This is a genomic window from Amphibacillus sp. Q70 (assembly GCF_052055485.1).
Taxonomy (GTDB): Bacteria; Bacillota; Bacilli; order Bacillales; family Amphibacillaceae; genus Amphibacillus.
The window spans coordinates 1,995,367-2,019,716 of the sequence record NZ_CP197171.1 but is presented as its reverse complement, the minus strand read 5'-3'; the positions used below and the strand labels follow the sequence as shown (position 1 = coordinate 2,019,716).

Here is a 24,350-nt window from a genome sequence, read left to right as displayed (position 1 = left end):
GTTATTCATCTCATTATCTAGCGAACTGTTTCATTACTCTTGTTAAGTACGTAATTATAGGTGATTTAATTTAAATTGATAGCGAGATTTTTTTCTCACACTATAGTTTAAATTGTCTGATCAATTGGTTCAATTCTTCAACTAGGTTAGCTAAGCCCGTTGAATTTGATGAAATTTCACCCATTGAACTTGTCACCTCTTCAGCTGATGCTGAGGTTTCTTCAACACCGGCAGCTGATTCTTCAGAAATCGAAGCAATCTCCTCAGCAGAACCAGATAGTGTTTGGCTGACAGATAACATATTGGTTAATTGATCTGTAATTTGTTGAATATCAGTTGTCATTTTACCAATTGCATTGTCAATGTTGTGGAATGTTTTACTTGTTTCTCCAATCTGATTCGTTCCTTGTTGAACTTGTTGATAACTATCTTCTAGAGTTATTTTAACTGATTGAGACTCATTTTGAATACCAGAAACAATTTGGGTAATATCTTGAACTGAGCTGCCAACTTGTTCTGCAAGCTTCCTAACTTCCTCAGCAACTACAGCAAAACCCTTCCCTTGCTCTCCAGCACGAGCCGCTTCGATTGAAGCATTTAAAGCGAGCAAATTTGTTTGTTCAGCAATATCCTGAATGACAGAGACAATATTTGAAATTTCCTTTGATTGATTATTTAAACTCACGACTTTTTCAACAGAGTCATGAACGATGGAATCGATCTCCCGCATTTGTTCGATTGAATTCTCCATCAAACCAGCACCTTTTACAGATAAGTTACGAACATCTTTAGATTCATTTGCAACAGATTCACCGAGTTGTTGCGCAACAGAAACAGTTGAAACAAACTCATTCGTATTTGTAGAAAGGTCATTCAAATGCGCCGTTTGTGTTTCTGAGCCTGAGGCTAATTCCTGCATCGTAACTGAAATTTGTTCTGCTCCTTCAGTTACTTCACTGGTTGTTTTTGTTAAAGAATCACTATGACCACTTACCGTATTTGAAACGTTCTGAATTTCTAATAACAATTTACGCATGTTTGTTGCCATTTGACCAGTCGCTTGAACAAGTTGTCCCAATTCATCACGCCGATCTGTTTCTTCTATTTGTGTAGAAAGATCTCCTGAAGCAATCGTCAACATCTGCTTTGTTAATCGTTTAATAGGTCTTGAAATCACGCGTGTTGTAATAAATGCGGTCACTAATCCAACAATAATAACCAAAACTGAAATATAAAGACTCGTATTTAAAGTCAATTGACCAGCTTCGGTGATCTGATTGCCTAATCCACTGATTTGTGCTTCTCGTTTACTAGCCATGCCTTCAAAGTCACTAATTAACCCCATACCAGTTGGCATAATCTGGTCTTCAAATACTCTTAGGGCTTCTGTCTCATTCCCATCATCATATAATTTAAAAAACTGATCTGCTAATTGTCCCCAATTTGTTTTCTTATCAATTACTGTTTGTAAATGCTCGGAATCACTTCTTTCTAATGCCGTTTGCTCTAACTCAAGGCTCTCAGATGTATTATCAAGAAAAGCATTTTGATAGGCCACATTACCTGTTAAAGCAAATGCTTGCAAATAATTGAGTCGTTTAAGCATATTAGATGATAATTGCTCATCTATCGTTAGTAATTCTAAATCCTCATTAATGATTGCTTCCGTACTATTATTAATTCGATAGATTGATAAAACATTAATACTGCTCAAGCTAATTACTAAAATAATAATAATACCAAATCCAATAATTAATCGTGTACCCAGTTTCTTAAAGTTAGCTGTTTTTTTCATCATCAAATCCCCCCATATTCGTCTATGAATCTCACATATATACTTTAATCATAGCGAATATTTAGGAATTATTCAACATAAGTTGACATATTATTATCTAAAGACTACCATATTATAGTTAATAAGACCCGCGAATATAGTTGTGAACTTCTTGAGCATAAAAGGATTCAATTCGATTTAACTCTTCTTCTGTAAAAGATCGAACATTAATTGCCCCTAAATTGTCTTCTACTTGAGTTGTATTTTTGAAACCAGGAATAACGGTTGAAACACCTGATTGCTGTAAAATCCATTTTAGAGCTGCTTGCGCCATATTGCCTCGACCTTCAGCAATCCATTTCAGTTGTTCACTTAGTTCTACACCTTTGTGGAATTCAATACCACCAAATGTCTCTCCTACATTAAATGCCTCGCCATCTTTATTAAAATGTCGATGATCGTCTTGTTCAAATTGATGATCTAGACTGAATTTGCCTGTCAACAGTCCACTTGCCAAAGGTACACGGGCAATGATACCCACATTTTTTTCCTTTGCTTGTGGGAAAAGTGATTGAAGGGGCTTTTGTCTCATCATGTTAAAAATAACCTGTAAAGTACTGACATTATCATTTTCTAAACATAATAAACCTTCTTCAACTGTCTCAACACTGACCCCATAATGACGAATTTTTCCTGCTTCCTTTAAGCGATCTAAAACAGAAAAAACTTGACCATCTTGCAAAATCTCAATCGGCGGACAATGAATTTGATATAAATCAAGAGTATCGCGTTCTAAACGCTTTAAGGTATTTTCCAAGTATCGAGTAACCGTTTGCTCTGAATAATTCTCAGGGTCATGGATATCACCTGCTCGACAGAATTTTGAAGCTATATAAATTTGATCTTCTTTTCCTTTGGTTGCCTTAGCAAGTAATTCTTCACTATGACCATCGCCATACACATCAGCTGTATCAAAGAAATTCACCCCTGCATCAATGGCCCTGTCCAACGCTCGTAATGATTCCTTATCATTGGTTTTCCCCCACGCTCCACCAATTGCCCACGTTCCAAAACTTAATTCACTTACACGATAATCGGTTTTACCTAATAAGTTATATCTCATTTCGTATCTCCTCCTAAGAATTGTGGTTTCAATGATAGTTTACTATACTTTTGATCATTTGACAGTCAAATTATTTTGGCAAATCTCTTAAAAAACGATCGATTCGAATCATTTCCATTAACGGACTTTTTGGAAATCATCCCTTCCCTCTGATATTTTAATGTAAAAAATCCCCTATCTAGAATTCAATGCTTAACCAAATTGAGGTCTGATCATTCTTTAGCAGTCATCAGAACTCCCTTTCGATTTAAAGACCGCTTCGATCACTTATAACTGTGGAAAATTCCTTCACCTGACGTCTTACTAATGAAATCTCCCCTATTATACTTAACAAGGGGAAGGGAGAATCTTATCTTCCCCCTTATTCTATCGATTAGCGAATTTGGTTAACTTTCACATCTAAAAAATAGATTTTCTCGTTCTAAAAATCTGTGAAAACGATAATTAAAATAAAGACAGCCCCATCACAATGATGAGGCTGTCTTACCCTATTCAATTTAATAAACAGTGCCTTTAATTTCAAAGCTCCCTTCACTCAATAAATCACCATCACGATAAACTCGGACAATATAACTGCCAGATTCTAAGAAGTCATAATCAGGATCATATAAGTAATTATAGAAGCCGGTCCAGTCAGGTTCCACCCATTCTTCAAATTGTGCATAGACAAGCTCATTACCATTATCCTCTTGAATAAGATGAACATCAACTGATGAAACGTCTGCTGCTTCACCAAAGTCAACCTCATAGAAAATTTCTTCGTCTGCAGAAAAGCTGCTTTTAATATCTGTTACACCATGCGATCCTTCATTAGCTCCAAACACAATAGAGCCACTTGTAAAGATCGAAAGTAAAATTGTAAAAATAATAAAATAACCAGCTAATATTCCAATAGCTCCAGCAACGCCCTTGCCAGATGTGCCTCCAGTGTATTTGACCATATTATCATCATAGGATTCTCTAGCTCTAGCAATCTGAGTTTGAGCATGCTTATAGTAAAGGGCATTTCCATAGATACCTACCATCACATAACAAATCATAGGTAAATAAGTAGCAGCGTGTACAGCCAAGTCATGGTATCCTGTTAATATTTCAATTAAATCTCCAATTAAAAAAACACCAATTAAGATAAAGATCGGCTTATACATCTTTCGATAACCTAACCAAAAAATACCTAGTAGAAAAGCTGCCCAGTTCCAGCTTGGTGCCCTAGCTGGGTCATCTTTTTGCGCCCATTTATATTTATAATAATCATAATTTTTACCGACAAAATCTGACCAAACTTGTTCTTCAGTTGAATCCGTCTTTTCATCGGTTACAGGCATAAGTTCTTTGCCACATCCAATACAGAACTTCGCATTTTCTTCATTTTCTTTCCCACAATTTGAACAAAACATCTCCATCCCCCTCTTCTTTTTTTTCTTAACTCGACTATAGCATATTTGGCAATTTTGTGAACAATAAATCACTTTTTTAGTCGTACTTTTTTTAATATTAAGAGAATCTATTAATTTGAAATATAGTTAATAATGGTCTCACTTATCTCCGACACATATACAGCTAATCATTCTCTTGCTTAAATGTAATATTAAAACTTTGGCAATGATTGATTCACCTTCCATTCTAGCATAACTATACGTTCATGTTGCTAGTATATGTTCACTTCATCACATATACTAGCAACTGAACAAAGGCTATATATAACTGTAAGTAAACACAATAACCCCCTCTTGGTTGTTTTTTCTATATGCCAACAAAAGCACTCAATCACATTGGATATTTAATATTAAGAGAAGTATTTATTGGAAGAAAGGAAATAAGACCTATTTATCACAGATAACCGTGCGTAAAACAAAGTAGTTATCACTAGAGAAGAGTCAATATCTATTCACTAGCTGATCTGAAGTATGGATGAAACAATGATTAATATACCTTACGCTAATTTTTTCAAAAAATGCTAATTATCCATATCTAGTTTGTTACTTTTCGTCATAAAAATTATCTTAAATTCATTTAGCACCAGTCTGATCCACGAACAATTCGATGACTTTAATTAGGAGCTTTTGCTTAATAACTTTTATTTATGATATTTGTAACAAATTTCACATAAGTCTTTGGGTGTGTGCTATAATACTTAGTAAAAGTGTAATATTTGCCATAAAGGAGGACAGTGGTCGTCAGCATTGATCTTAACAAGATGGCTATTAACTGAATAACATTAAAATTAAGATGGAGGTGTGTCAAATAGATCTCAGGTCAGCATTCTACCGAATAAATGATCAAACATTATATATTCGCGCTGCTAACAGACCAGATGCAGTATCAGAAGTCGAAGAGCTCAATCAGACACATTATACAATGCAGAAAGGATATAAAATTATTGAACAAGCCTGCCTACGAAGTGGCTCATCCTATCAAGGACGAGCTCAAGCAATGAAAGTCATTTTTAATTTAAAACAAAATCCACCTATTCCGATCGATCCGAATCGAGATTTATATACCTTTCCTACTCAATCACCACGAAATGAAAATTGTATCTGGGTCATTACCAAACATATCAAAGAAATCGAAGAACGTGATCGCTTTTCAATCATTTATTATAAAAATGGCAAAGTATTACGCGTTCAACTTTCAAAACATAGAATGGAAAAGCTCTGTGCCCATTTATATAGATATCATCTTTATTTTAAACAAACTTAACTTAATTTTTAGTATACAACCCCCATTCAATTCATTTACGGTTTTTACACAAATTCAGTATAATGACATCGAAAGGGGTTTTTTTAAAATTATGCAAAAAGCTTTTTCATTTTTAACCGCTTATAAATTACCGATCATTATCGCATTCACACTTATGCTTATTGAATTAACTGTTGAACTTGCATCTCCATTAATTATCGCGCGAATTATCGATGATGGGATTCGAGTACAGAATTTTCAAGAGATTTCACTATGGGGGATTATTTTAATTATTCTCGCTGGGATTAGTTTTCTTGCTGGAATTATTAATTCATTCTTTAGCTCCCATGTCAGTCAAAGCTTTGGCTATGATTTGCGACAGGCTACCTTCTCAAAGGTACAAACCTTTTCTTTTAAAAATTTCAATCGTTTCCCGACTTCATCGTTAATTACAAGATTAACCAATGATGTGACACAGCTTCAATCTATCGTGCATATGTCTCTGCGTATTGGCAGTCGTGCACCCCTTCTCATTGTTGGAAGCACTACTTTAGCAATCATTGTTGATTGGAAATTGTCACTTATCCTACTATTAACAATGCCAATTCTTGTCCTTTTCGTTATATGGCTAACTAGAAAAGGGATTGTTTTATTTCGACGCGTCCAGCATCGATTAGACAATGTGAATAATGTCATGCGAGAGAATCTGACGGCTATGCGCCTAATAAAAGCTTTTTTACGCAGTGATCATGAAGAAAAGAATTTTGCTGAAGCAAGTCTATCTTTAAGAGATTTAACAATCTATACTCTACGTTTCATGCAAATCAGCGGTCCAATTATAATGGTCGTTATGAATTTAAGCATTCTGATCATCCTCTGGTTTGGTCATATTCAAGTTGCTAATCAAGCAAACAGTGTCGGTGAAGTCGTTGCGATTATTAACTATGCGACCCGAACAATGCAATCTATTTCGATGATGACTTTTATTCTCCTTGCCTTTTCAAGGGCGCAAGCATCAAAGGACAGAATTAATGACATATTAACTGAAGAAATCGATCTCGTTGATGGTGACCAAGCAATCAGTCACACAGCGCCAAATCAACATCAGCTTGTGTTTGAAAATGTGTCCTTTTCTTATCCAAATAAAAAAACAATCGTTTTAGATCAGATTAATTTACAGATTAAACAAGGAGAAACAGTTGCAGTCATTGGTGCAACCGGCTCAGGAAAAACAACATTGTTTCAATTGATTCCTAGATTATATGATCCAACAATAGGACAAGTTTTATTCAATGGCCAGCCGCTACAATCATTAAAATTAAAAGCACTCCGTGAGAAAATAGGCTATGTTCCTCAGGAATCACGGCTTTTTTCTGGTACGATTATGGAAAATATCCGTTGGGGTCATCCAGAGGCAACAGCCCATCAAATTATTGAAGCAGCTAAAGCTGCTCAAATCCATGAAACTATTATGAAACAGCCAGACCAATATCAAACAATAATCGGGCAACGTGGTGTCAATTTTTCAGGCGGTCAAAAACAACGCCTTTCAATTGCACGTGCGTTAATACGCAAGCCAGAAATTCTCTTGCTTGACGACAGTACGAGTGCACTTGATCTTCAAACAGAAGCAGAGATTTTGGCAGCAATTAAGCAATTATCTTGTACAACCTTTATCATTACACAAAAAATATCAACCTTACTTGGTGCTGATCATATTCTCTTATTAGAAAATGGCAAAATGGCCGCCTATGGTGATCATCATTCATTATTAGAAACAAGCTCCCTTTACCAGCAAATATATCAATCACAGTATACCGAAGGGGTGAATGCAAATGGCTAGAGGACAACGAATCCACCAAACAGAACGAGCTGAACCTGAAAGACCTTGGTTAACAATCAAACGAATCTGGAGCTATCTTTCCTCAGCCAAAGGCATTATTGCCCTCGTGCTTTTCTTTGTTACTGCTAGTACAATTCTTAGATTAGTAGCTCCTTATTTACTTGGGTATGCTGTTGATCATTTCCTGATCGAAACAGATCCAGTTGGACTGATTCAACTATTGATATTACTTGCTTTTGTTTATGCCGGTACTGCATTTGCGACCTGGTTCCAACAATTTTTAATGGTCGGTGTTGCACAAAAAGGCATTTATCGGATGCGAGAGGAATTGTTTAGTAAGCTTCATCGATTACCGATTCGCTTTTTCGATCAAACACAACAGGGGGACCTGATGAGTCGATTAACCAATGATTTGGAAACCGTGAGTCAAACATTGAATGATTCCGTGATCCAACTTTTTTCAAGTTTGCTATCACTTGTCGGTACATTGGTATTCATGCTTTATCTGAGTCCTATCTTAACAGTCGTTACCTTGACAATTGTACCGCTTTTATATTTTGGTATGAAATGGATTACCAAACGCACACGTATGTATTTCCGCAAACAACAAGAGGATTTAGGCGAGTTGAATGGTTATATCGAAGAAATGATTGCTGGACAAAGTGTCGTTAAGATTTTCTCTCAGGAGGAACAAACGATTGACACTTTTGAAGGAAAAAATGCTCAACTCAAAAGCTCGGGTTATTATGCTCAAGCCTATTCTGGCTTTATTCCTAAATTGATGAATGGTCTGAATAATATTAGCTTTGCCTTGATTGCCTTTGTAGGTGGTGGCTTAGCATTAAATCATATGGTCACAGTTGGAGTGATCGTCACTTTTACTCAATATTCACGACAGTTCACACGCCCCCTTAACAATCTTGCCAATCAATTTAACAAGCTACTCGCAGCCATTGCTGGGGCAGAACGTGTCTTTGAAATATTAGATAAATCTGATGAAGAAGAAATAACTGATGGTGATCAATGGTCAGAAGTGAATGGGGAAATCCACTTTGATCGTGTTTCCTTTTCCTATGATGATGACGAAGGAACGATTGTCGACCTTTCTTTCCATGCAAATCCTGGTGAAACAATTGCTCTAGTTGGACCTACAGGTGCTGGAAAAACAACTATTATTAACTTACTTTGTCGCTTTTATGATCCAGACCAAGGCACAATAAAAATTGATGATTATGATATCGCGAACACGACCCGAGAAACATTGCGAAAACAAATTAGTTTTGTTTTACAGGACCCATTCCTCTTCTATGGAACGATTAAAGATAATATTCGCTATGGTGATCTAAAGGCGACAGATGAAGCCATTGTTGATGCTGCCAAATTAGCAAATGCAGATAGCTTTATCACCAAATTACCTAATGGGTATGAAACAAAATTAGCCCAAGAAGGGGGTGGCATTAGTCAAGGACAAAAACAATTGATATCAATTGCTAGAGCATTGCTTGCTGATCCGAATATATTAATTTTAGATGAGGCAACAAGCAGCATTGATACCGTAACAGAGCTTAAAATCCAAGATGCTTTAAATACATTAATGAAAGGGCGAACGAATATCGTAATTGCCCACCGCCTCAATACGATTCAACAAGCTGATCGGATTTTTGTCATGAAGGATGGACAAATCATTGAAAACGGCACACATCAATCTTTATTAGCAGAAGAAGGATTTTATTATCAGCTTTATAATGGTCATTTTGAAGATAACGCAAGCTAACATTGATAAGATTCTCTATATTTAATGTTGAAGAACAACATAATTAAAAAAGGAGGAAGATATTTTTTATTTAAAAAATAATAGCAATGTAACACGGCTTACTGGTGACAATAAAGACAGCATACTGCTTCCAAAAACAAAAACATTTATTGACGAGATTAGGCTTACCACACGCTGAAACAGTTGATTTCTCGTATAGTAAGGAACAAAAATGACTGGGGCTGTTGCATAATTAGCCAGCTAATTATGCAACAGCTCTTTTTGTGAGTATTAGAAATGGGAATAAAACACCAGTTAAAGACGTTCTATTCGGCATTTTGGCTTGAGGTTTCATTTGAAATGATGGATAGAAGGGTTGTATTCGACATTTTGACTTGAGATTTCATTTGAAATGCGAGATAGACGCTCTCTATTCGACATTTTGACTTGAGATTTCATTTGAAATGAAGGATAGAGGCGCCCTATTCGGCATTTTGGCTTGAGATTTCATTTGAACTGATGGATAGAGGCGCCCTATTCGACATTTTGGCTTGAGGTTTCATTTGAAATTAAGGATAGTTTCAAATCTGAAAATACATATAGCATGATAAAAAGGGCTGTTGCACTATTTATTTTTCATTTTGCAACAGCCCCACCCCTCTTTTATTGAATTTTTGCAAACAGAAATAACACCTCTTAAGCTTGCAAGCCTTAAGAGGTGTCTTTTTTCTACCACTTTTACCATTGATTAAATAGATTTAAAGCAAATACATTTAATAGAAGCAGTCTCCACCGTAGCCACCAAATGAAGCACCGATGATGATTAACAAAATGAACAAGACAATCAATAGGGCAAAACCAGCGCCAAACCCTCCTGGTGCGGGAGCTGGTGCAGGAGCCGGTGTGTCACATCCAGAAACACCTGTATTAGTCAAGATTAAAACCTCCTTTTAGTCATTTCACCAATAGTATATGTCCCTCGCTCGATCGTGGAAGGGATATTGCCCATGTTTTCTATTTTAAAAAAGCACTCCATGATCAGAAAGCTTACTTTTTTTCAAAAGGCATTTTATCCTGTGCATACTATGATGGAGTGAACGAACCCATTATTAGGTAAGCAAAAAATGTTTGAAATAAAAGAGGCTAACCATTCAGAGTTGATTTTGAATGATCCTTAGAGGCACACGATTAGGAGCTAATCGTACACCTTTGATCTTGAATTAGTCTTGAAAGAGTACGAACAGAAGTTAAGCATAGTTGGTTCGTTAATCAAACAAAAAAAGATAATGATCTAGATATTTATCCTATAGGAACATTATCTAAAAAGTCTCTTACTCCTGTGATGTAAACTTCTTAAGTGCAATGACTCATCCCACCGACGTCATTTTAGGAAATAATTTTATCACAGATAACCGTCCGTAAAACTCGGGGCAACAACGGGTTTCGATGGGGCAAAAAAAGATACCTAATTCTAGTAACATATGATATGATTGATCTATCTTTACGGGAGGTGTAATAGGTTGATTAGACAAAAATGTAATTTGATTGCACTTGCCATCTATTTTGATGAAAGCTATAAAGAAGAGGTTGCATTATTATATAGTCCAATTAGTTCTTATTATGTCATTATACCTACAAAGCATATTCTAACGTCCGAAAAACATAAAGGGACTATTTTTGTGACTGAACTTAAAAACGCTTTCTTTATTCCAAGTACTGATGTGGAACAAAAATTTAGGGAATGGCGCAATCGAGATTAAAAGGGTGTTGGACAATAAAACAAAGCAGTTGCTCAACAACTTTTTATACCATCCTCTAAAAGGGAAGGGCACACTGCTTGATGATTCAAATCACTTGTTTATGAATCCTCATCATTCATATGCAATCGTTAAAATTGACACAGATCCAAAAAACTTGCGTACAAATTTTAATGTTCTCATCTGATTCAGCCCCACTCAATCAGACAATGATAAACAACTTAGTAAACATTAAAGAAGCTGTCTTTAGTTGTAAATCTTGTCTTTTACTACAGCCTCTTTCCTACGATGAGTCAAGTGTTATTTTCAGAAGTAAAGAATGATATACCACAATCTATTTTGTTGAATTTTTGTATATATTTAAGCTTACTTAGCTTATTTTATAGACAAATTCACCTTCACGGATTTGATTAGCCAGCGTTTTCATCTTCTGATCTGCATATCGAAAAACCTGTTTATAACTCTCACAAAAGAATTCAACTCCTTCTCCTTGTCGATTCCGAGGACATCCTCCGTGACATAGATTAAGAAACTCACATGTCTGACATTGCTCAGGTAAAGCAGGCTTCAAACCGCTAAACTGATCCCATTTCTCACTTTCAATCAAGGAATCTAAGGAATCTGTAGCTATGTTCCCCAATTTATATTGATCATCTATATAAAAATCACATGGATAGGCATCACCATTTTGTTCTAAAACAAGCATTTTGGGACACTGTTCCATCACTTGGCACAACTCTGCTTGTCCTCCTACGTAAGCAGAAAGCATGTTATCAAAAAATCTAACCGATAAATCTGGTTCGCCGTCGTTATACCATTGATCAAACGCTTCACATAAAAAATCGCCATACTCTTTAGGTGTAATCAAGTATTCACCAGCCTGATCAGCTTCCTGTGACAAAAAATCCATACAAGGGATAAACTGGACATATGAGAACTGATTTTGACGATAAAATTCAAACAATGCCTGCACTTCCCTAACATTATCCTCGTGAATGACTGTTAAAATATTAAAATCAACTTCTTCCTCTTCGAGATAGTTAATTCCTCTCATCACTGCTGTGTAACTACCTTTACCATTCGATGTCACTCGACGCTTATCATGAATCCGAGCTGGACCATCAATACTTACTCCGATTAACATATTGTGATCTTTAAAAAATTTTGCCCAACGGCGATTAATTAGGGTTCCATTGGTTTGAATTGAATTGGCTATGATTGTGCGAGCATCTGAATATTCCTCTTGTAATTCAATAACTTTTTCAAAAAAACGTATACCTGCAAGTAATGGCTCACCACCTTGCCAAACAAAAGGTGCGTAAATTCTATTCACCTTTAAATATTCACTAATAAACTTTTCTAACACACTCTCATCTATCGTTTGAATTTTACCAGGTTTACCCTGACATCTACTATAATAGCAATAATCACATGCTAAATTACAAGCCTCTGATACAGTTTTCCACATCACACCTGCAAGTTTATTCGTTATTAACGGCATCCTTCTCCCCCTCTTTTGACTAAAATGGTTAAGGTGAAAGGAGCTCACCTTAACCATTTCAATTACCTTAGTTAATCGATACGCATCGATAAATCCATTCGATAAAAAATAAGCGATTGTTGATCAGTTGCAACATTTTCCTTGACCCAGGATTCCAATTGCTTTGACTGAATTTGTTTATCATCGTTTAACTGTTTGAAATCACTCTTTAATTTTTCTCGTTGATCGTTATCTTTCAATGCTGTGTAGAGTGTTAGATAACCTTCTTTAACCGCATGATTTTCAAATGAAATACCCTTACAAACGACTTCTTTTGCTTTATCTAATTGCTCATGCTCAGTTTCAACATCCGCTATACTGTTTAGCTCATTTAAACCAAAGTACTCATACAACGAGGCTGGCGCTTCATTTTCCTCCATTAATTGCTTCATTTTTGTAATCATTTCAAATTCTTTGATAGCATCCTTTAATGGATTTGTTTGTTTGGGATCGGTTTGATAATTGAACAACTTATTACCAAATCGATAGTAATGTTTCGCCATTATATCTTGAGAAGGAATTTCTAAAACTTTAATCCCTTTGGTAAACTCAAATGGCTCAGCTAACTTTGTTTCTTTTAATTCATTAGGACTGAATCGTCGATTAATTCGCGTCGGTGATAAGGTATATTCTCTTAATAAGTGTTCACGTCCCGCTATTGGAGCCCTCATGTAGACATATTCACCATCACTCATGTTTAGATTACTTCCAAAATACCCAAACAATATGGCTTCATGATTAGCTTCGTTAGATTCAATCACCCGTTTTAACGGCTTCCCTTTCATATCTTTAGGTAACTCAATATTGAAAAAGTCTAGAATAGTTGCTGGAATATCAATTGTTTGTGCTAACTGATCAACAGCTTCCCCTTGTCTTTCTAATTGCGGATACCAAATAAAGAAAGGCAGCAAGGCAATCTCATTGTATATAGGCATGATATTCTTTCCCCACCATTGATGCTCACCTAAAAGTAAGCCATGATCAGTATTAACAATCAGCATAGTATCCTTCCACATATTATGCTCATCCATAAAGTCTAGAATCTTACCCAAATAAATATCACACATGGTCACAAGGGCTTTATAATATTTTTTGATCAAATCACTTTTTTCAGGTGAAAAGTCATCATGACCATATAACAACCAGCCATTAAATTCATCTTTTGTGACACCATACATGTTCAAATATTTTTCAGGTACAAAGAAAGGTTCATGGGGATCAAACGATTCAATTTGTAAAAACCAATTTTCAGCAGCAACATTTTCTTGTAAAAACTCTAAACCCGCATCAAAAGTTCGATACATCATGTGATCAGTTTCTTCAGGCATATATTCTCTATTGACAAAATCTTGAGAGATACTGATCGTCTTTCTTTTTTTCCCTTCCTGATCAAGATTATCTAGTCCCTCGACTTCATATGTCTTATCTACTCTTCCTTTCCAATTGTCTCCTTCTTGTCCTCTAATCAGCTCATAAGATGAATAACGTGGATGGTAAGTCGCACCCCCATCTCGCCAATAATGCTTATGATCGGTGACAAGATGTGTATAGATTCCATTTTCTTTTAAAATTTCTGGCATAGAATCATCAAAGGGCTCAATCGGTCCCCATCCTCGGTGTAAGAAATTATACCTTCCCGTATGCAAATCACGTCTTGCTGGCATACAGGGTAAACTTCCTGCAAAAAAGTTATCAAATCGGACCGTTTGCTTGGACAATCGTTCAAAATTAGGTGTATAGACATCATTCATTTCATATGGTGTCAAATAATCTCGTTTAAGGGTATCAAACATTACTTGAATAACTCGCATAGCTTATTAACTCCTCCTTATCAGCCATACATCTAACTATATTTTCGTGCTTTTCCAACTAGATAAGTGATGATAAAACCTGCTGCACAGCCAATTGCGTAGCAAAGTAAATACTTCAGATAATCCCCATTAGCAATTAACGGAATAGCAGACATCCCAGCTGCCCCAATGGCTGAAGCTTGTACATCTAGCAATCGAATCATAATTCCACCAAAACCTGCTCCTAGTGAAGCTGTTATAAAACCAAAACCAGAAGGAATCAGCACACCATACATGGTTGGCTCACCGACGGATAAGAAAGTTGTCGGAATAGCCCCTTTAGCATTCTCTTTCATTTTTGCACTTTTTGTTAATAGATAAATGGCAATACCTGCACCAACCATCCCTGCATTACTCATAATTTGTACAGGGAAAAGCGGTGTTGCTCCCGTTGCATTAATAAATTCCATATGAATCGGTGTTAAGCCATGATGTAGACCTGTCGCAATTAATGATGGGAATAAAGCTGACAGAACAAAGCCGCCTATAATACCACTAAAATCTAATAACCAGATGATTCCATTCATCAATCCATCTGATAGAAAACCTGCGATCGGCATAATGACAGCTAAATAAAGGGCACCTGTTATCAAAACCGTGAGTGTTGGTGTTAAGACAACATCCAATATATTTGGAATAATTTTTCTTAGCCATTGTTGAACTTTAGCTAAAATATAAACACCCAAGATAACACCAAACAAACCACCTTGACCTGTTTGTAACCCCAATAGGCTTAATTCTCCTGCAATCGTAACTGCACCAAGGATACCGCCTAGAATCATGTCTGTTTTAAACACACGTGCAGCTGTTATCCCGATATAAATCGCAAGAAAAGAAAAGGTGGCATCACCAACAATCCCTAAAAATGTACTAACCTCTAACATATTCCATGAGTCAAGTACAACCTGCTGGGCAGATAAGGATTCGGTTGCTTCAATTCCCAGTTCAGCTACCCTGAGATCAGCAATATTCATAATAACATTATTAATCCCCATTGAAATACCTGACGCAATAATAGCTGGTAAAGCTGGTATGAAGATACTAGCTAATGTTTTTAAGAAACCTTGCTTTTCATCCTCTTCTTCATTGTCATCATTCTTTAAACTCAATTGATTCTCAAGCTCTGTTTTGACCTTCTCACTCCGGCCAGGTCCGACGATAATTTGTGTCGATTCAGCCTGATTTATCCCTTGAACACCTTGAAGATCTTTAATGGCGTCCAGATCCACTTTATCCAAATCTTTATACTTGATTCGAACCCGTGTCATACAATTAGTCAGACTTGAAAAATTATCAGTTCCACCTGAATATTCAATTATCTTTGTTGCTAATGTCTTGTTGTCCATACAACAAACTCCCTTCATTCTTAACTGGTAACGCTCCCATAAAAGGATTATAACTAGTGAATGTACTGATTAAAAGATCAAAATAAGAGATTGGGAAATGGATTCACTAAACGGGAGCGATTTGGATTTATTTGTTATTTATAATAAAAAAAGACGATTCACTTATTTCATCATCTCATCGTCTAGTTTGATTGCTTTTATTATTTACAATGATTTGTTTTTGATTCACAATATATTTCTACTAGTATGAGGGAGTTCTACAGGGCGCAGATCATGTAGTAGGGGCAAATTTTATCATCATTGATTGTGGGGTTTCAGGAAAAATGATCTGCCTGTGATGATACAGCAAACTAACTATTAAGGAAATTTACCTCCTCATACATGCAACAGAATGAAAAAGCTAGTGAAAAAAGAGATTTTCGTTGTTTTAACTCCAAGAGCTTTTAATAACATGACTCAAGATATTGACTCCTATTCTTATGAAGGAGGAAGAAAGCATTTGAAGGAGACGGGTGTTACTTTAGCTCCGGATGAAACAGTTCTAAAACGAGATTGAAAGGGTTCGTTTTTTAGAACAAACAAATGAACTTTATGCTATTGCAGCTTATTTTGAATATTAAACGACATTACAATAGAGTTATCTGAAACAAAAAACGAGAGGTTATTTGCCAGGCAAATTCTCTCGTTTTGTCACTAATCAATTACTGTTTTTGCTATTTCCCATTTGTTCACTCTCAATTGTGCATGTCCTCTGAAGCGTACTTGATTTTTGCCTTTATCTGGATACACTCTTGAACTCATAACATAGTCACCATCGTTTATAAAGATTTCTAATGAAGAAGTATCTGAGAAAATATGGAGTTGCTCCAATTTATCTATTTTCACCGTTCGAAAAGACCTGCCTGCTCCCGACACACCATGTGTGATCGATAAAATTCCCTTATCATACCGAATAACTGTGTCTTGCCTTAAGTGAATTTCAAATCCATCCTCCACTTCATCAAAATAAATGAGTAGCTCCGAAACTTCACATGTAAGCTCTACATTCCGGTATTCCCCTGAAATATTCGCTTCAATCCTATTTTCTTCTTTCCTGATCATTTGATATTCTGGAAGTGGACGCTGCTTCAAGCAACCTTGTTCAATTGTCAATTCACGTGGAAGTGTAAGTGCATGTTGCCAGCCGTGATTAACTGTTGGATTGACATATTCAGCATTCGTATCTCCTAGGCCCATCCATCCCCACAAAATCCGTCTGCCAGATTCATCTTCAAATGTTTGAGGAGCATAGAAATCAAATCCATAATCCAGTTCTTTGAACGAGGCTTCAGGTTGAAACTCTATTTTGTCCCAATCGGTTTCTCCAATATAAAACCCAGTCTGATAAACATTTTGAAATTGGTGCAACTTCTTGTTCAATCCTTGTGGAGAAAACAGGACAACTGATTTTCCATTCAAGTCAAAAAAATCTGGACATTCCCACATGTATCCCATGTCCTCTTTTTTCTCTAACAAGATACCATGGAATTCCCAAGTATACAGATCTTTCGAGCGATAAAGAAGCAGTTCTCCATAGTGATCCTTCCTCCTTGCTCCTAAAACCATATAGTACAGACCATTCTTGGCAAAAATTTTAGGATCTCGTATATGGTCTGTATACTCTTTGGGATAGTCCTCATGCTTGATTACAACCTCTTGCAGCTCCAATGAAAAACCATCTTTACTTACAGCATGTACAGTATTTTGTTCCCGTCCATTGAAAATATAGTCGTAACCTCCACTATTTTTTACATTTCCTGTATAAAAATAGTGAATCTCATCATCTTTTACAAATGCACTGCCAGAGTATACGCCGTCTTTTTCATAGCTATGTTCCGGCGAAAGAAAGATCTCTTCCTCCGTAAAATGGACCATATCTTTAGATGTTTTGTGTGCCCAGTGAGGTATCCCACCTTCGGGATTTTCCGGTACATATTGATGGTACAAATGATAGGTGCCCTTAAATTGACAAGCACCATTTGGATCATTCAACCATCCTGTAGCTGGCATTTGATGATAATGTAAGCGCCAATGATCTTTCTGTATCTTTTCTTTTAATTTCCTTTGTTTATTTTTTAAACCTTCCCAATAAGCCTTTGTTAGCAAACTCATATTCTCTACCTTTTCTAGTTTAGTTAAATTCTTTCACTTTTCATTTAATTGCCTTTCTCAAATCGCAAAAAACACAGAACACATTAATTATTGTACTTATGCGTTTAATTCTGCTCGTATTGATATTGCTTAAATACGTACTAAACCAAATTCGATTACAAATGATACTAGTATGATAAAAATGGATTGCAATATTCTAGAAAAACTACTTGTATATAATAACAATCCCAGGTTAAAGGTTCATCCCCATATCAGTAGCTGTTTAATAAATAACAATTATTACCAGAATAAGCAACAGCTCCTGACCCTAAAATATATATCGCTCGCAGATTCACGCCAAATAGTAAACGTTCAGTGATTTCAAATAATATAAGCGTTGCAACGTTGACCGTATTCGCTCGTCTAACTTTATCTTTTAGCAAGGTAGATACTCCGCTTGCCATTCCAGATTATCCAGTCATACTCACAATTGCTAGATTATTTAATAAACTAATCTCAATAATTCGATTAGTATGGTGCCGTTCAGTAATGGTAATCACTGATTGTAAACCACCAAAGATAATGTATTCAATGCCTAAAGGAGCTTCAATTAAGATAGATCATGCGATTATTCACTGCACTTTCAACGACTTGTAAAGCAAAATTAACAACGAATAACACGATAGCTAAACGTATAAAAAAAGCTCACTATAACACTCGTCATTTGCGGAATAAATCCTCTAAACCAACGTTTCAGTTGCGAAATAATCCAACCGACAAAAATAGCTGATAGAATAAACCTTTGAATTAATCAATTAAACTCTACCGTTTGGAAAATAACCACTATAAGGAACCGGTTCTATTATAAGGTGAAAAGAAACGATTTCAACATCAAATAGAAGTATTATTGAGAGTAAAAACCCTATAAAAATGCATTCCCTTTTAACTCTATAAAGAGCTAAAAGAGAGAATGCATTTTCTTTTTACTCATATACACAAATGTAGTGATAAGAAATTGTGCACTAAATTACTTTTGTTCCATGTTCATTCAAAAATAGAAATAATTCTTTGAGAAGTTGAAATAATATTTACTAAAACCAGTAAGTTTCTTCTAGTCTCTCACTATTCGTTTTCAGAAAAGAAAAATAACGCAACATCCATATCTGATTTTTTGATCTTTCCTTCCCATTTCATTACTTCATTCATCAATTTAGTTTTGTCATACGGTAATTGTTTAAATAGAATTTCTTCCCCTTGTAAAATCATATAGTGAGCATCTTTAGTAGGGTCATCAGGTCTTCTGTATGAAATACTCCCCGGATTAATCCAAAGTTTATCATTTGCTACATAGTGTATGCCTTGCCTGTGAGTATGCCCAAATATAATCCTTTTCTCAAAATCCCCTTGTAAATTTCCTGTATATTTTTCTGCCCAGAATTGATCGAAGTGGTATTCACTCTGGATCGTTTCATATGAATTTTCTTTCCACTGATGCTGAAGGACATACCCTACATTTTCTATGTCAAAGGAAATAGTTTTAGGTAAATTTTCTAAAAAATCTATGTCTCTTTGCTCTAATATGTCTGCATTATGGTGAATCCACTTAAATTCATTTTGTTCAATACCTTGGCTTATTTGCTTCCAAATTCTGATCATATGATCATCATGATTGCCTCTCACACTTGTAACATTATACGCTTCAATCATTTCCAGTACATCTTTAGGATACAAGCCATAATCCACATGATCACCAGCACAAATAATTTTGTCGATATTCTTTTCATAATCTAATATCTTACGTAAGGATACAGCATTACTATGAATATCCGATATCAAAAGTATTTTCATAACAACCTCCATCTTGACTCGCTCTGTTCCTTGAGTCACCTCTAATCATTCTTATAACTTCCTGCTGTTTTAAATGTTCATGTAACAACTTTAATTCTTATTTATTTTTCTCATCTTCTGCAATCTCTTTAAAGAAGTCTTTTACTTTTGGTACATCTAGTCCAACAATAATTTGTATTGCCGTACCATTACGAACAATGCCGTGCGCTCCTGCCTCTTTAAAGAAACTATCATCTAATACTTTACTTTCATCAGCAACAGATACACGAAGACGCGTCGCACAATTGTTAATATCTGTTACATTCTCTGGTCCACCAAGACCATCTAAGAAGGATCCGGCTTTTTGAGCATTAGGATTACTGTCTTGTCTAACTGATGAGTTTCCGCTTGTTTCTATACCATCATCGGCTGCCTTTTTATTCTTATAATCTTTTTTGGTATGCATCTTAACTTTCCCAGTCTCATCACGACCTGGAGTCTTAATATCAAATTTTAATATTGACCATCGGAAAATAAAGAAATATAACGCAGAAAAGGCTAATCCGACAATAAAGAAAATAATGATAGCATCCATATGGTTGGTTGATAAAGGTATAATAAACCTTGGGAAGAAGGCAATTAGCCCGCCTCCTAAAACTAAAGAAACACCTAGCGAATAAACAACCATTGCCATTGCAGCAGCTAACAATGTATAAACAACAAATAACTGTGGCGCTAAGAACAAGAAAGTAAATTCAAAAGGTTCTGTAATGCCAGTTAGAACCGCAGTCAAAGCCGTTGGAATAACTAAAGCCATCGTTCGCTTCCTTTGTTCTGGCTTAGCTGTTGCAATAAAGGCTCCACCGATCCCAATAGGAGCAAATACTTTAGGCATACTATTCAAGCCAAAACCAGCTTGCGGAACTAGATCTCTTAAAGAACCACCATGAGCTGCAATATCTGCTAAGTTTTCAAACCAAAATTGAGTTAAACCTCCATCAACAACTGCCGGTCCGTATTTAAACGGTTGAGCAATAAAATGATGCAATCCAGTTGGAATCAATATTCTCTCTAAGAATACAAAGGATCCTACACCAAAGGTCCCACTCTCAGCTATAAGATCTTGTAATTGGAATATATATCCTTGAACCATTGGCCATAACCATGCTGTTAAAAATGCTAATGGCAATGTCACCAGAAAACCAAGAATAACTACAAATGCAGATCCTGAAAAAATACCTATCCATTCTGGAAGAGCCGTATCATAAAAACGATTATGTAACCAAATTACCATTCCAGAAATTAAAAGTGCACCTATTATATTGGTATCTAACGTTTGAATGCCTCCAATTGATGTTATACCTAATGCATCTTCGGCACTATTAAGGTCAACACCAAAATCCCAAATTTGTAAAATCACGTTAATAAAAGTATTCCAAGTCATATAAACGATAAAGGCTTCTAAAGAGGCTCTAGCATTAGCTTTTTTGGCCAATCCGATCGGTAGACCTATAACAAATAATAATTCCATATGATCAAAGACTGTCCAACCACCAGCTTCAATAACCGCCCATATGTTACTCCATGTTGTCCCTTCAGTGGCTAATCCTCCCACAATTTCTGGGTCTTGAAACACAATGGCAAAAGCCAAAATAATACTATTGAAAGCAAAAAGTAAAACTGGAGCAATCATAGCTCCACCAAATCGTTGTATTTTTTGCATCATCGTCTTTTCTCCCCTTGTTCAAATAATTTTATGGATTCTATCCATTAAGTTCTTTTACTGTTCACTTTCTTATAACCCTCACATTATCATACTTATTAAAAGGCTTTACAAAAAGCGGTTACAATCTCAATTACAGTTGTATAGAACCGGTTCTATTACACGGTAACAAAACCGGTTCCAACGTCAAGCAAAAAATTAAAAGCACTTTCAAAAAGGGATTCTTGTCCTTTAAAACTTTGTAAAGAGAACACCTAAATGAACATGCTTTTTTCTTGTGTTCAGAAACGAAGGGGCAAGGTAGAGTCGTTTTCAACCAGCTCATTTGCTAGTTTCACTTCATTAGAGGTCTCTTTTCCAGCAATCAGCTCTTTTAGATGCAGAACGGCTTTTTCGCCTAAAAGACTGTACGGATAGCGAACAGTTGTGATCGATGGTGTCACGTAGCTAGTGTCCTCATAGCCGCCAAAACCCGAGAGAGAGAAGTCCTTCGGTATCGTATAACCTAACTCATGGGCTGCTTTCAATACTGCAACGGCAAGATTGTCTGTTGCACAGACTACAAAAGAAGCAGACAATTCTTTCAGAAAAATTAATGCTTTTTGGTAGGCATCTTTTCGTGAAAAACTCGTTTCCACTGTTTCCACCATTACTCCTTCCTTAGACTGTACGGCATCTATAAAGCCCTTTTTTCGTAAAACACCAACTGCTTCATCTTGCAGAGAAACACCTACATATAGAAAAGTACGATGCCCAAGATCAAGTGCATACTCCCCCATCTTCCGACCAGCATCGTAATCGGCATGAATAATGGAATGAACTCCTTCCGCCTTCTGTCCAAGCAGTAAAAAAGGAACTTCAACTTGTTCGATTGCTTGTAGATGTTCATCCGTTAACTTTCGGGATAACATCATGATGCCTTCCACTTTTTGCTTATTCAATGTATAGATATTTTCTATTTCACGCAACGTATCTTGATCAGAATTTGTCATAATTAATTGATAACCTTGTTTTCGCGCTGTTCGATCAATTCCTACCAGCACTTCACTAGTAGAAGGAGAATTGAGTCTGGGAATAATGACCCCAAGCATATTAGTTTTTTGTGCCTTTAAACTACGAGCAAAAACATTAGGTTTATATCCTGTTTCTGCTACAATTCGGTCAATTTTTTCTCGTGTATTGGAACTCACAGAACCATTGTTTAAATATCTAGAAACGGTGCTCTTAGCTACACCTGCTCTTTTAGCAATGTCATTAATCGTCACCATCTGCATTCCTACTCTCATTTTCTATTATGTTTCTATTTTAACCCACATAAAGCAGGCTGTACAGTTGACAACAACATCATCAATTTGAATGCGATGTGTTGAACATATTTTCGCCTCACTATTTTCTTGGATAATGAGTTAGCTTTCAATCGTTTGTTCCTTTCACAAGTTTAATTGTTCCACTTTTTGTTTTTGTTGCACAATATATTTCTGCTCGTATGAAGGAATTTTACAAGGTGCAGATTATGTCATAAGGGGGAATTTTATCATTATTGATTAGGACCTTTAGGAAAAGTGGCCTATCTGTGATGATAAAACACACTAACATATTTGGGTCTACATAAAAAATTCATGTTAGACCCTAGAGAAATGGTAAGAAGGGGGATCTTCAACAGAACTATGTCTGAACGAATTGGCACTTTATGATCAATCCAAAGTCCTGATTATTCTTAGTCTGCCTATAGATCCTACAATGCATATTAAAGAAAATTTGCAAAGGATAGCATGGTAAATAAAACTAGAAAAAACTTATATATTTTCCAAATAAGAAAGTTCAGCGCTCTTATCTGAGAGAATTTCAAGAGAAATTCAAACTGAAAAAACTATAAGCTAATATCTCTATTACACAATAAAATGCGCTTGTTGCATAAAAACCTGTATAATTCGAATATTCTTCCCGGTCTGAAAAAACATGAATCGAATAATCAGCATGGTTGGTTAACCAATTATTTTGTGTAGCTGTTAATGATAGTATTTTCACCTTCTTAATTAACGGGATGCTTAATGTTTCTTTAATCGCTGTATTATTTCCCGAGCTCGAAAAAATGATCAGCAAATCATCTTCGGTCATTTGTTCAACAACTAATTGGTATAAGTCGGTCTGAATGTCTAAAGGGATAATGTGCATATTCTTCCCTAATTTTAAAAAGAGCCGCTGCATTTCTGTAGCTAGATTTTGTTGAAAAAAACTGGTCCCTGCTAAATACACATTTTGACTTTGGGCAATTTCTTTACTAATTTCCTCTATTTCACTCATATTTAAATTTTTAATCGTTTTTTCTACATGATTTAAAATAAACTCAGCATAATTATTACTTTTTCCTTCCGAAGTTATTTGTAAATTTCCCCACTTAATAAAGTTTTTTAACTCTGTATAACCCGAGAAACCAAGCTTTTGGGCAAATCGGAGAACAGAGGATTTAGAGCTCAAGCTTCTTTCAGCTACTTGAGTTATACTTAACCATTGCATTTCATTTTTATGTTCCAATATATATTTAGCTAAAAGCTGGTCACCTTCACTAAAACTATCGTAGTTTTCATTAATTATTTGCTCTAGTTTCAATTTAAACTCTCCTCAATTATCAATCAATAAATTTAATCATTCATTTGACTTTTGATTGTCACATGATCTAAGACCCATATTAATATTATTAATACTTTATCAAACAACATGTTCCAATACAATGAATCACATCTGCGGAGAGGGGCTCTATATCCATATTCTGTTTGTTCATGAATTAATCTTTTTGTTCCACCCTCTTGATCGATTACTCTGCTTAACCTGACAACATTGGTAATCACAGTCCCAAGATGTGGCAGTTTAGTCTACGTTCCCTCTTCTCCCTCTGTTTGGGACTGCCGTTACTTTAGCAATCACAAGCTTAGAAAAACTTGGCTTATCGCCAAGTCTTTATGGCAAATGCCATCGTTTGACTTATACTATCGGCAATAAAATCT

The 24,350-nt window shown here is 35.8% G+C and carries 18 protein-coding genes; 5 read left to right on the top strand and 13 right to left on the bottom strand.

The window, feature by feature from the left end:
- Positions 1–100: 100 nt before the first annotated feature.
- From ACS127_RS08880 to ACS127_RS08870, 3 genes are all read right to left on the bottom strand, one after another.
- The gene (locus ACS127_RS08880) at positions 101–1,795 is read right to left on the bottom strand and encodes a methyl-accepting chemotaxis protein (RefSeq protein WP_440894684.1); all 1,695 of its coding nucleotides are present in this window, start codon (positions 1,793–1,795) and stop codon (positions 101–103) included.
- Between the two features lie 118 nt (positions 1,796–1,913).
- Positions 1,914–2,897 carry an aldo/keto reductase gene (locus ACS127_RS08875; protein ID WP_440894683.1) on the bottom strand — a complete coding sequence of 328 codons (984 nt, stop codon included), beginning with the start codon at positions 2,895–2,897 and terminating at the stop codon, positions 1,914–1,916.
- A gap of 497 nt (positions 2,898–3,394) precedes the next feature.
- Positions 3,395–4,294, bottom strand: a complete 900-nt coding sequence (locus tag ACS127_RS08870; RefSeq protein WP_440894682.1) for a DUF2628 domain-containing protein — start codon at positions 4,292–4,294, stop codon at positions 3,395–3,397.
- Positions 4,295–5,126: 832 nt separating this feature from the next.
- Between ACS127_RS08870 and ACS127_RS08865 the strand changes: the two genes are divergently transcribed.
- The 3 genes from ACS127_RS08865 (at position 5,127) to ACS127_RS08855 (ending at position 9,193) form a co-directional block, all read left to right on the top strand.
- Entirely contained in the window at positions 5,127–5,597 is a 471-nt protein-coding gene (locus ACS127_RS08865) for a competence protein ComK (protein ID WP_440894681.1), read from the top strand.
- 91 nt (positions 5,598–5,688) lie between these two features.
- On the top strand, positions 5,689–7,419 hold the full coding sequence (locus ACS127_RS08860) for an ABC transporter ATP-binding protein (protein WP_440894680.1): 1,731 nt from the start codon (positions 5,689–5,691) through the stop codon (positions 7,417–7,419).
- Positions 7,412–9,193 (top strand): ABC transporter ATP-binding protein, encoded by a 1,782-nt coding sequence (locus tag ACS127_RS08855; protein ID WP_440894679.1) that lies wholly within the window; start codon positions 7,412–7,414, stop codon positions 9,191–9,193. The genes ACS127_RS08860 and ACS127_RS08855 overlap by 8 nt, the downstream gene beginning before the upstream one ends.
- A 752-nt stretch (positions 9,194–9,945) precedes the next feature.
- Here ACS127_RS08855 and ACS127_RS08850 read toward each other — a convergent pair.
- A complete protein-coding gene (locus ACS127_RS08850; protein ID WP_440898114.1) occupies positions 9,946–10,110 on the bottom strand; it encodes a YjcZ family sporulation protein in 165 nt (54 codons plus the stop codon).
- 582 nt (positions 10,111–10,692) lie between these two features.
- Between ACS127_RS08850 and ACS127_RS08845 the strand changes: the two genes are divergently transcribed.
- A complete protein-coding gene (locus tag ACS127_RS08845) occupies positions 10,693–10,932 on the top strand; it encodes a hypothetical protein (protein ID WP_440894678.1) in 240 nt (79 codons plus the stop codon).
- 367 nt (positions 10,933–11,299) lie between these two features.
- Here the strand turns inward: ACS127_RS08845 and ACS127_RS08840 are convergent, their stop codons facing one another.
- From ACS127_RS08840 to ACS127_RS08830, 3 genes are all read right to left on the bottom strand, one after another.
- Positions 11,300–12,430: an anaerobic sulfatase maturase gene (locus tag ACS127_RS08840; protein WP_440894677.1), complete on the bottom strand. Its 1,131-nt coding sequence runs from the start codon at positions 12,428–12,430 to the stop codon at positions 11,300–11,302.
- 71 nt (positions 12,431–12,501) lie between these two features.
- Positions 12,502–14,280 (bottom strand): sulfatase, encoded by a 1,779-nt coding sequence (locus tag ACS127_RS08835; protein ID WP_440894676.1) that lies wholly within the window; start codon positions 14,278–14,280, stop codon positions 12,502–12,504.
- Between the two features lie 32 nt (positions 14,281–14,312).
- Positions 14,313–15,665 carry a PTS transporter subunit EIIC gene (locus tag ACS127_RS08830; RefSeq protein WP_440894675.1) on the bottom strand — a complete coding sequence of 451 codons (1,353 nt, stop codon included), beginning with the start codon at positions 15,663–15,665 and terminating at the stop codon, positions 14,313–14,315.
- Between the two features lie 391 nt (positions 15,666–16,056).
- On the opposite strand from ACS127_RS08830, the gene ACS127_RS08825 reads away from it, so the two are divergent.
- Positions 16,057–16,221: a hypothetical protein gene (locus ACS127_RS08825; protein ID WP_440894674.1), complete on the top strand. Its 165-nt coding sequence runs from the start codon at positions 16,057–16,059 to the stop codon at positions 16,219–16,221.
- Between the two features lie 137 nt (positions 16,222–16,358).
- Here ACS127_RS08825 and ACS127_RS08820 read toward each other — a convergent pair whose 3' ends face one another.
- From ACS127_RS08820 to ACS127_RS08795, 6 genes are all read right to left on the bottom strand, one after another.
- The gene (locus tag ACS127_RS08820) at positions 16,359–17,816 is read right to left on the bottom strand and encodes a glycoside hydrolase family 32 protein (protein ID WP_440894673.1); all 1,458 of its coding nucleotides are present in this window, start codon (positions 17,814–17,816) and stop codon (positions 16,359–16,361) included.
- Between the two features lie 251 nt (positions 17,817–18,067).
- On the bottom strand, positions 18,068–18,259 hold the full coding sequence (locus tag ACS127_RS08815; RefSeq protein ID WP_440894672.1) for a hypothetical protein: 192 nt from the start codon (positions 18,257–18,259) through the stop codon (positions 18,068–18,070).
- A gap of 658 nt (positions 18,260–18,917) precedes the next feature.
- Positions 18,918–19,643: a metallophosphoesterase family protein gene (locus ACS127_RS08810; RefSeq protein ID WP_440894671.1), complete on the bottom strand. Its 726-nt coding sequence runs from the start codon at positions 19,641–19,643 to the stop codon at positions 18,918–18,920.
- Between the two features lie 97 nt (positions 19,644–19,740).
- Entirely contained in the window at positions 19,741–21,348 is a 1,608-nt protein-coding gene (locus tag ACS127_RS08805; protein WP_440898045.1) for an alpha-glucoside-specific PTS transporter subunit IIBC, read from the bottom strand.
- A 278-nt stretch (positions 21,349–21,626) separates the two neighbouring features.
- Positions 21,627–22,631, bottom strand: coding sequence for a LacI family DNA-binding transcriptional regulator (locus tag ACS127_RS08800; RefSeq protein WP_440898044.1), 1,005 nt, complete (start codon positions 22,629–22,631; stop codon positions 21,627–21,629).
- Positions 22,632–23,190: 559 nt separating this feature from the next.
- Positions 23,191–23,955, bottom strand: coding sequence for a MurR/RpiR family transcriptional regulator (locus ACS127_RS08795; RefSeq protein ID WP_440898043.1), 765 nt, complete (start codon positions 23,953–23,955; stop codon positions 23,191–23,193).
- Positions 23,956–24,350 lie beyond the last annotated feature (395 nt).

Excerpts from the sequence above, each read along its gene's own strand:
- ACS127_RS08805 (WP_440898045.1), bottom strand. The coding sequence starts at position 21,348 with ATGATGCAAAAAATACAACGATTTGGTGGAGCTATGATTGCTCCAGTT.
- ACS127_RS08810 (WP_440894671.1), bottom strand. The coding sequence starts at position 19,643 with ATGAAAATACTTTTGATATCGGATATTCATAGTAATGCTGTATCCTTA.
- ACS127_RS08815 (WP_440894672.1), bottom strand. The coding sequence starts at position 18,259 with ATGGCAAGCGGAGTATCTACCTTGCTAAAAGATAAAGTTAGACGAGCG.
- ACS127_RS08880 (WP_440894684.1), bottom strand. The coding sequence starts at position 1,795 with ATGAAAAAAACAGCTAACTTTAAGAAACTGGGTACACGATTAATTATT.
- ACS127_RS08800 (WP_440898044.1), bottom strand. The coding sequence starts at position 22,631 with ATGAGAGTAGGAATGCAGATGGTGACGATTAATGACATTGCTAAAAGA.
- ACS127_RS08865 (WP_440894681.1), top strand. The coding sequence starts at position 5,127 with ATGGAGGTGTGTCAAATAGATCTCAGGTCAGCATTCTACCGAATAAAT.
- ACS127_RS08855 (WP_440894679.1), top strand. The coding sequence starts at position 7,412 with ATGGCTAGAGGACAACGAATCCACCAAACAGAACGAGCTGAACCTGAA.
- ACS127_RS08820 (WP_440894673.1), bottom strand. The coding sequence starts at position 17,816 with ATGAGTTTGCTAACAAAGGCTTATTGGGAAGGTTTAAAAAATAAACAA.
- ACS127_RS08835 (WP_440894676.1), bottom strand. The coding sequence starts at position 14,280 with ATGCGAGTTATTCAAGTAATGTTTGATACCCTTAAACGAGATTATTTG.
- ACS127_RS08840 (WP_440894677.1), bottom strand. The coding sequence starts at position 12,430 with ATGCCGTTAATAACGAATAAACTTGCAGGTGTGATGTGGAAAACTGTA.
- ACS127_RS08830 (WP_440894675.1), bottom strand. The coding sequence starts at position 15,665 with ATGGACAACAAGACATTAGCAACAAAGATAATTGAATATTCAGGTGGA.
- ACS127_RS08860 (WP_440894680.1), top strand. The coding sequence starts at position 5,689 with ATGCAAAAAGCTTTTTCATTTTTAACCGCTTATAAATTACCGATCATT.
- ACS127_RS08875 (WP_440894683.1), bottom strand. The coding sequence starts at position 2,897 with ATGAGATATAACTTATTAGGTAAAACCGATTATCGTGTAAGTGAATTA.
- ACS127_RS08870 (WP_440894682.1), bottom strand. The coding sequence starts at position 4,294 with ATGTTTTGTTCAAATTGTGGGAAAGAAAATGAAGAAAATGCGAAGTTC.
- ACS127_RS08825 (WP_440894674.1), top strand. The coding sequence starts at position 16,057 with ATGAAAAAGCTAGTGAAAAAAGAGATTTTCGTTGTTTTAACTCCAAGA.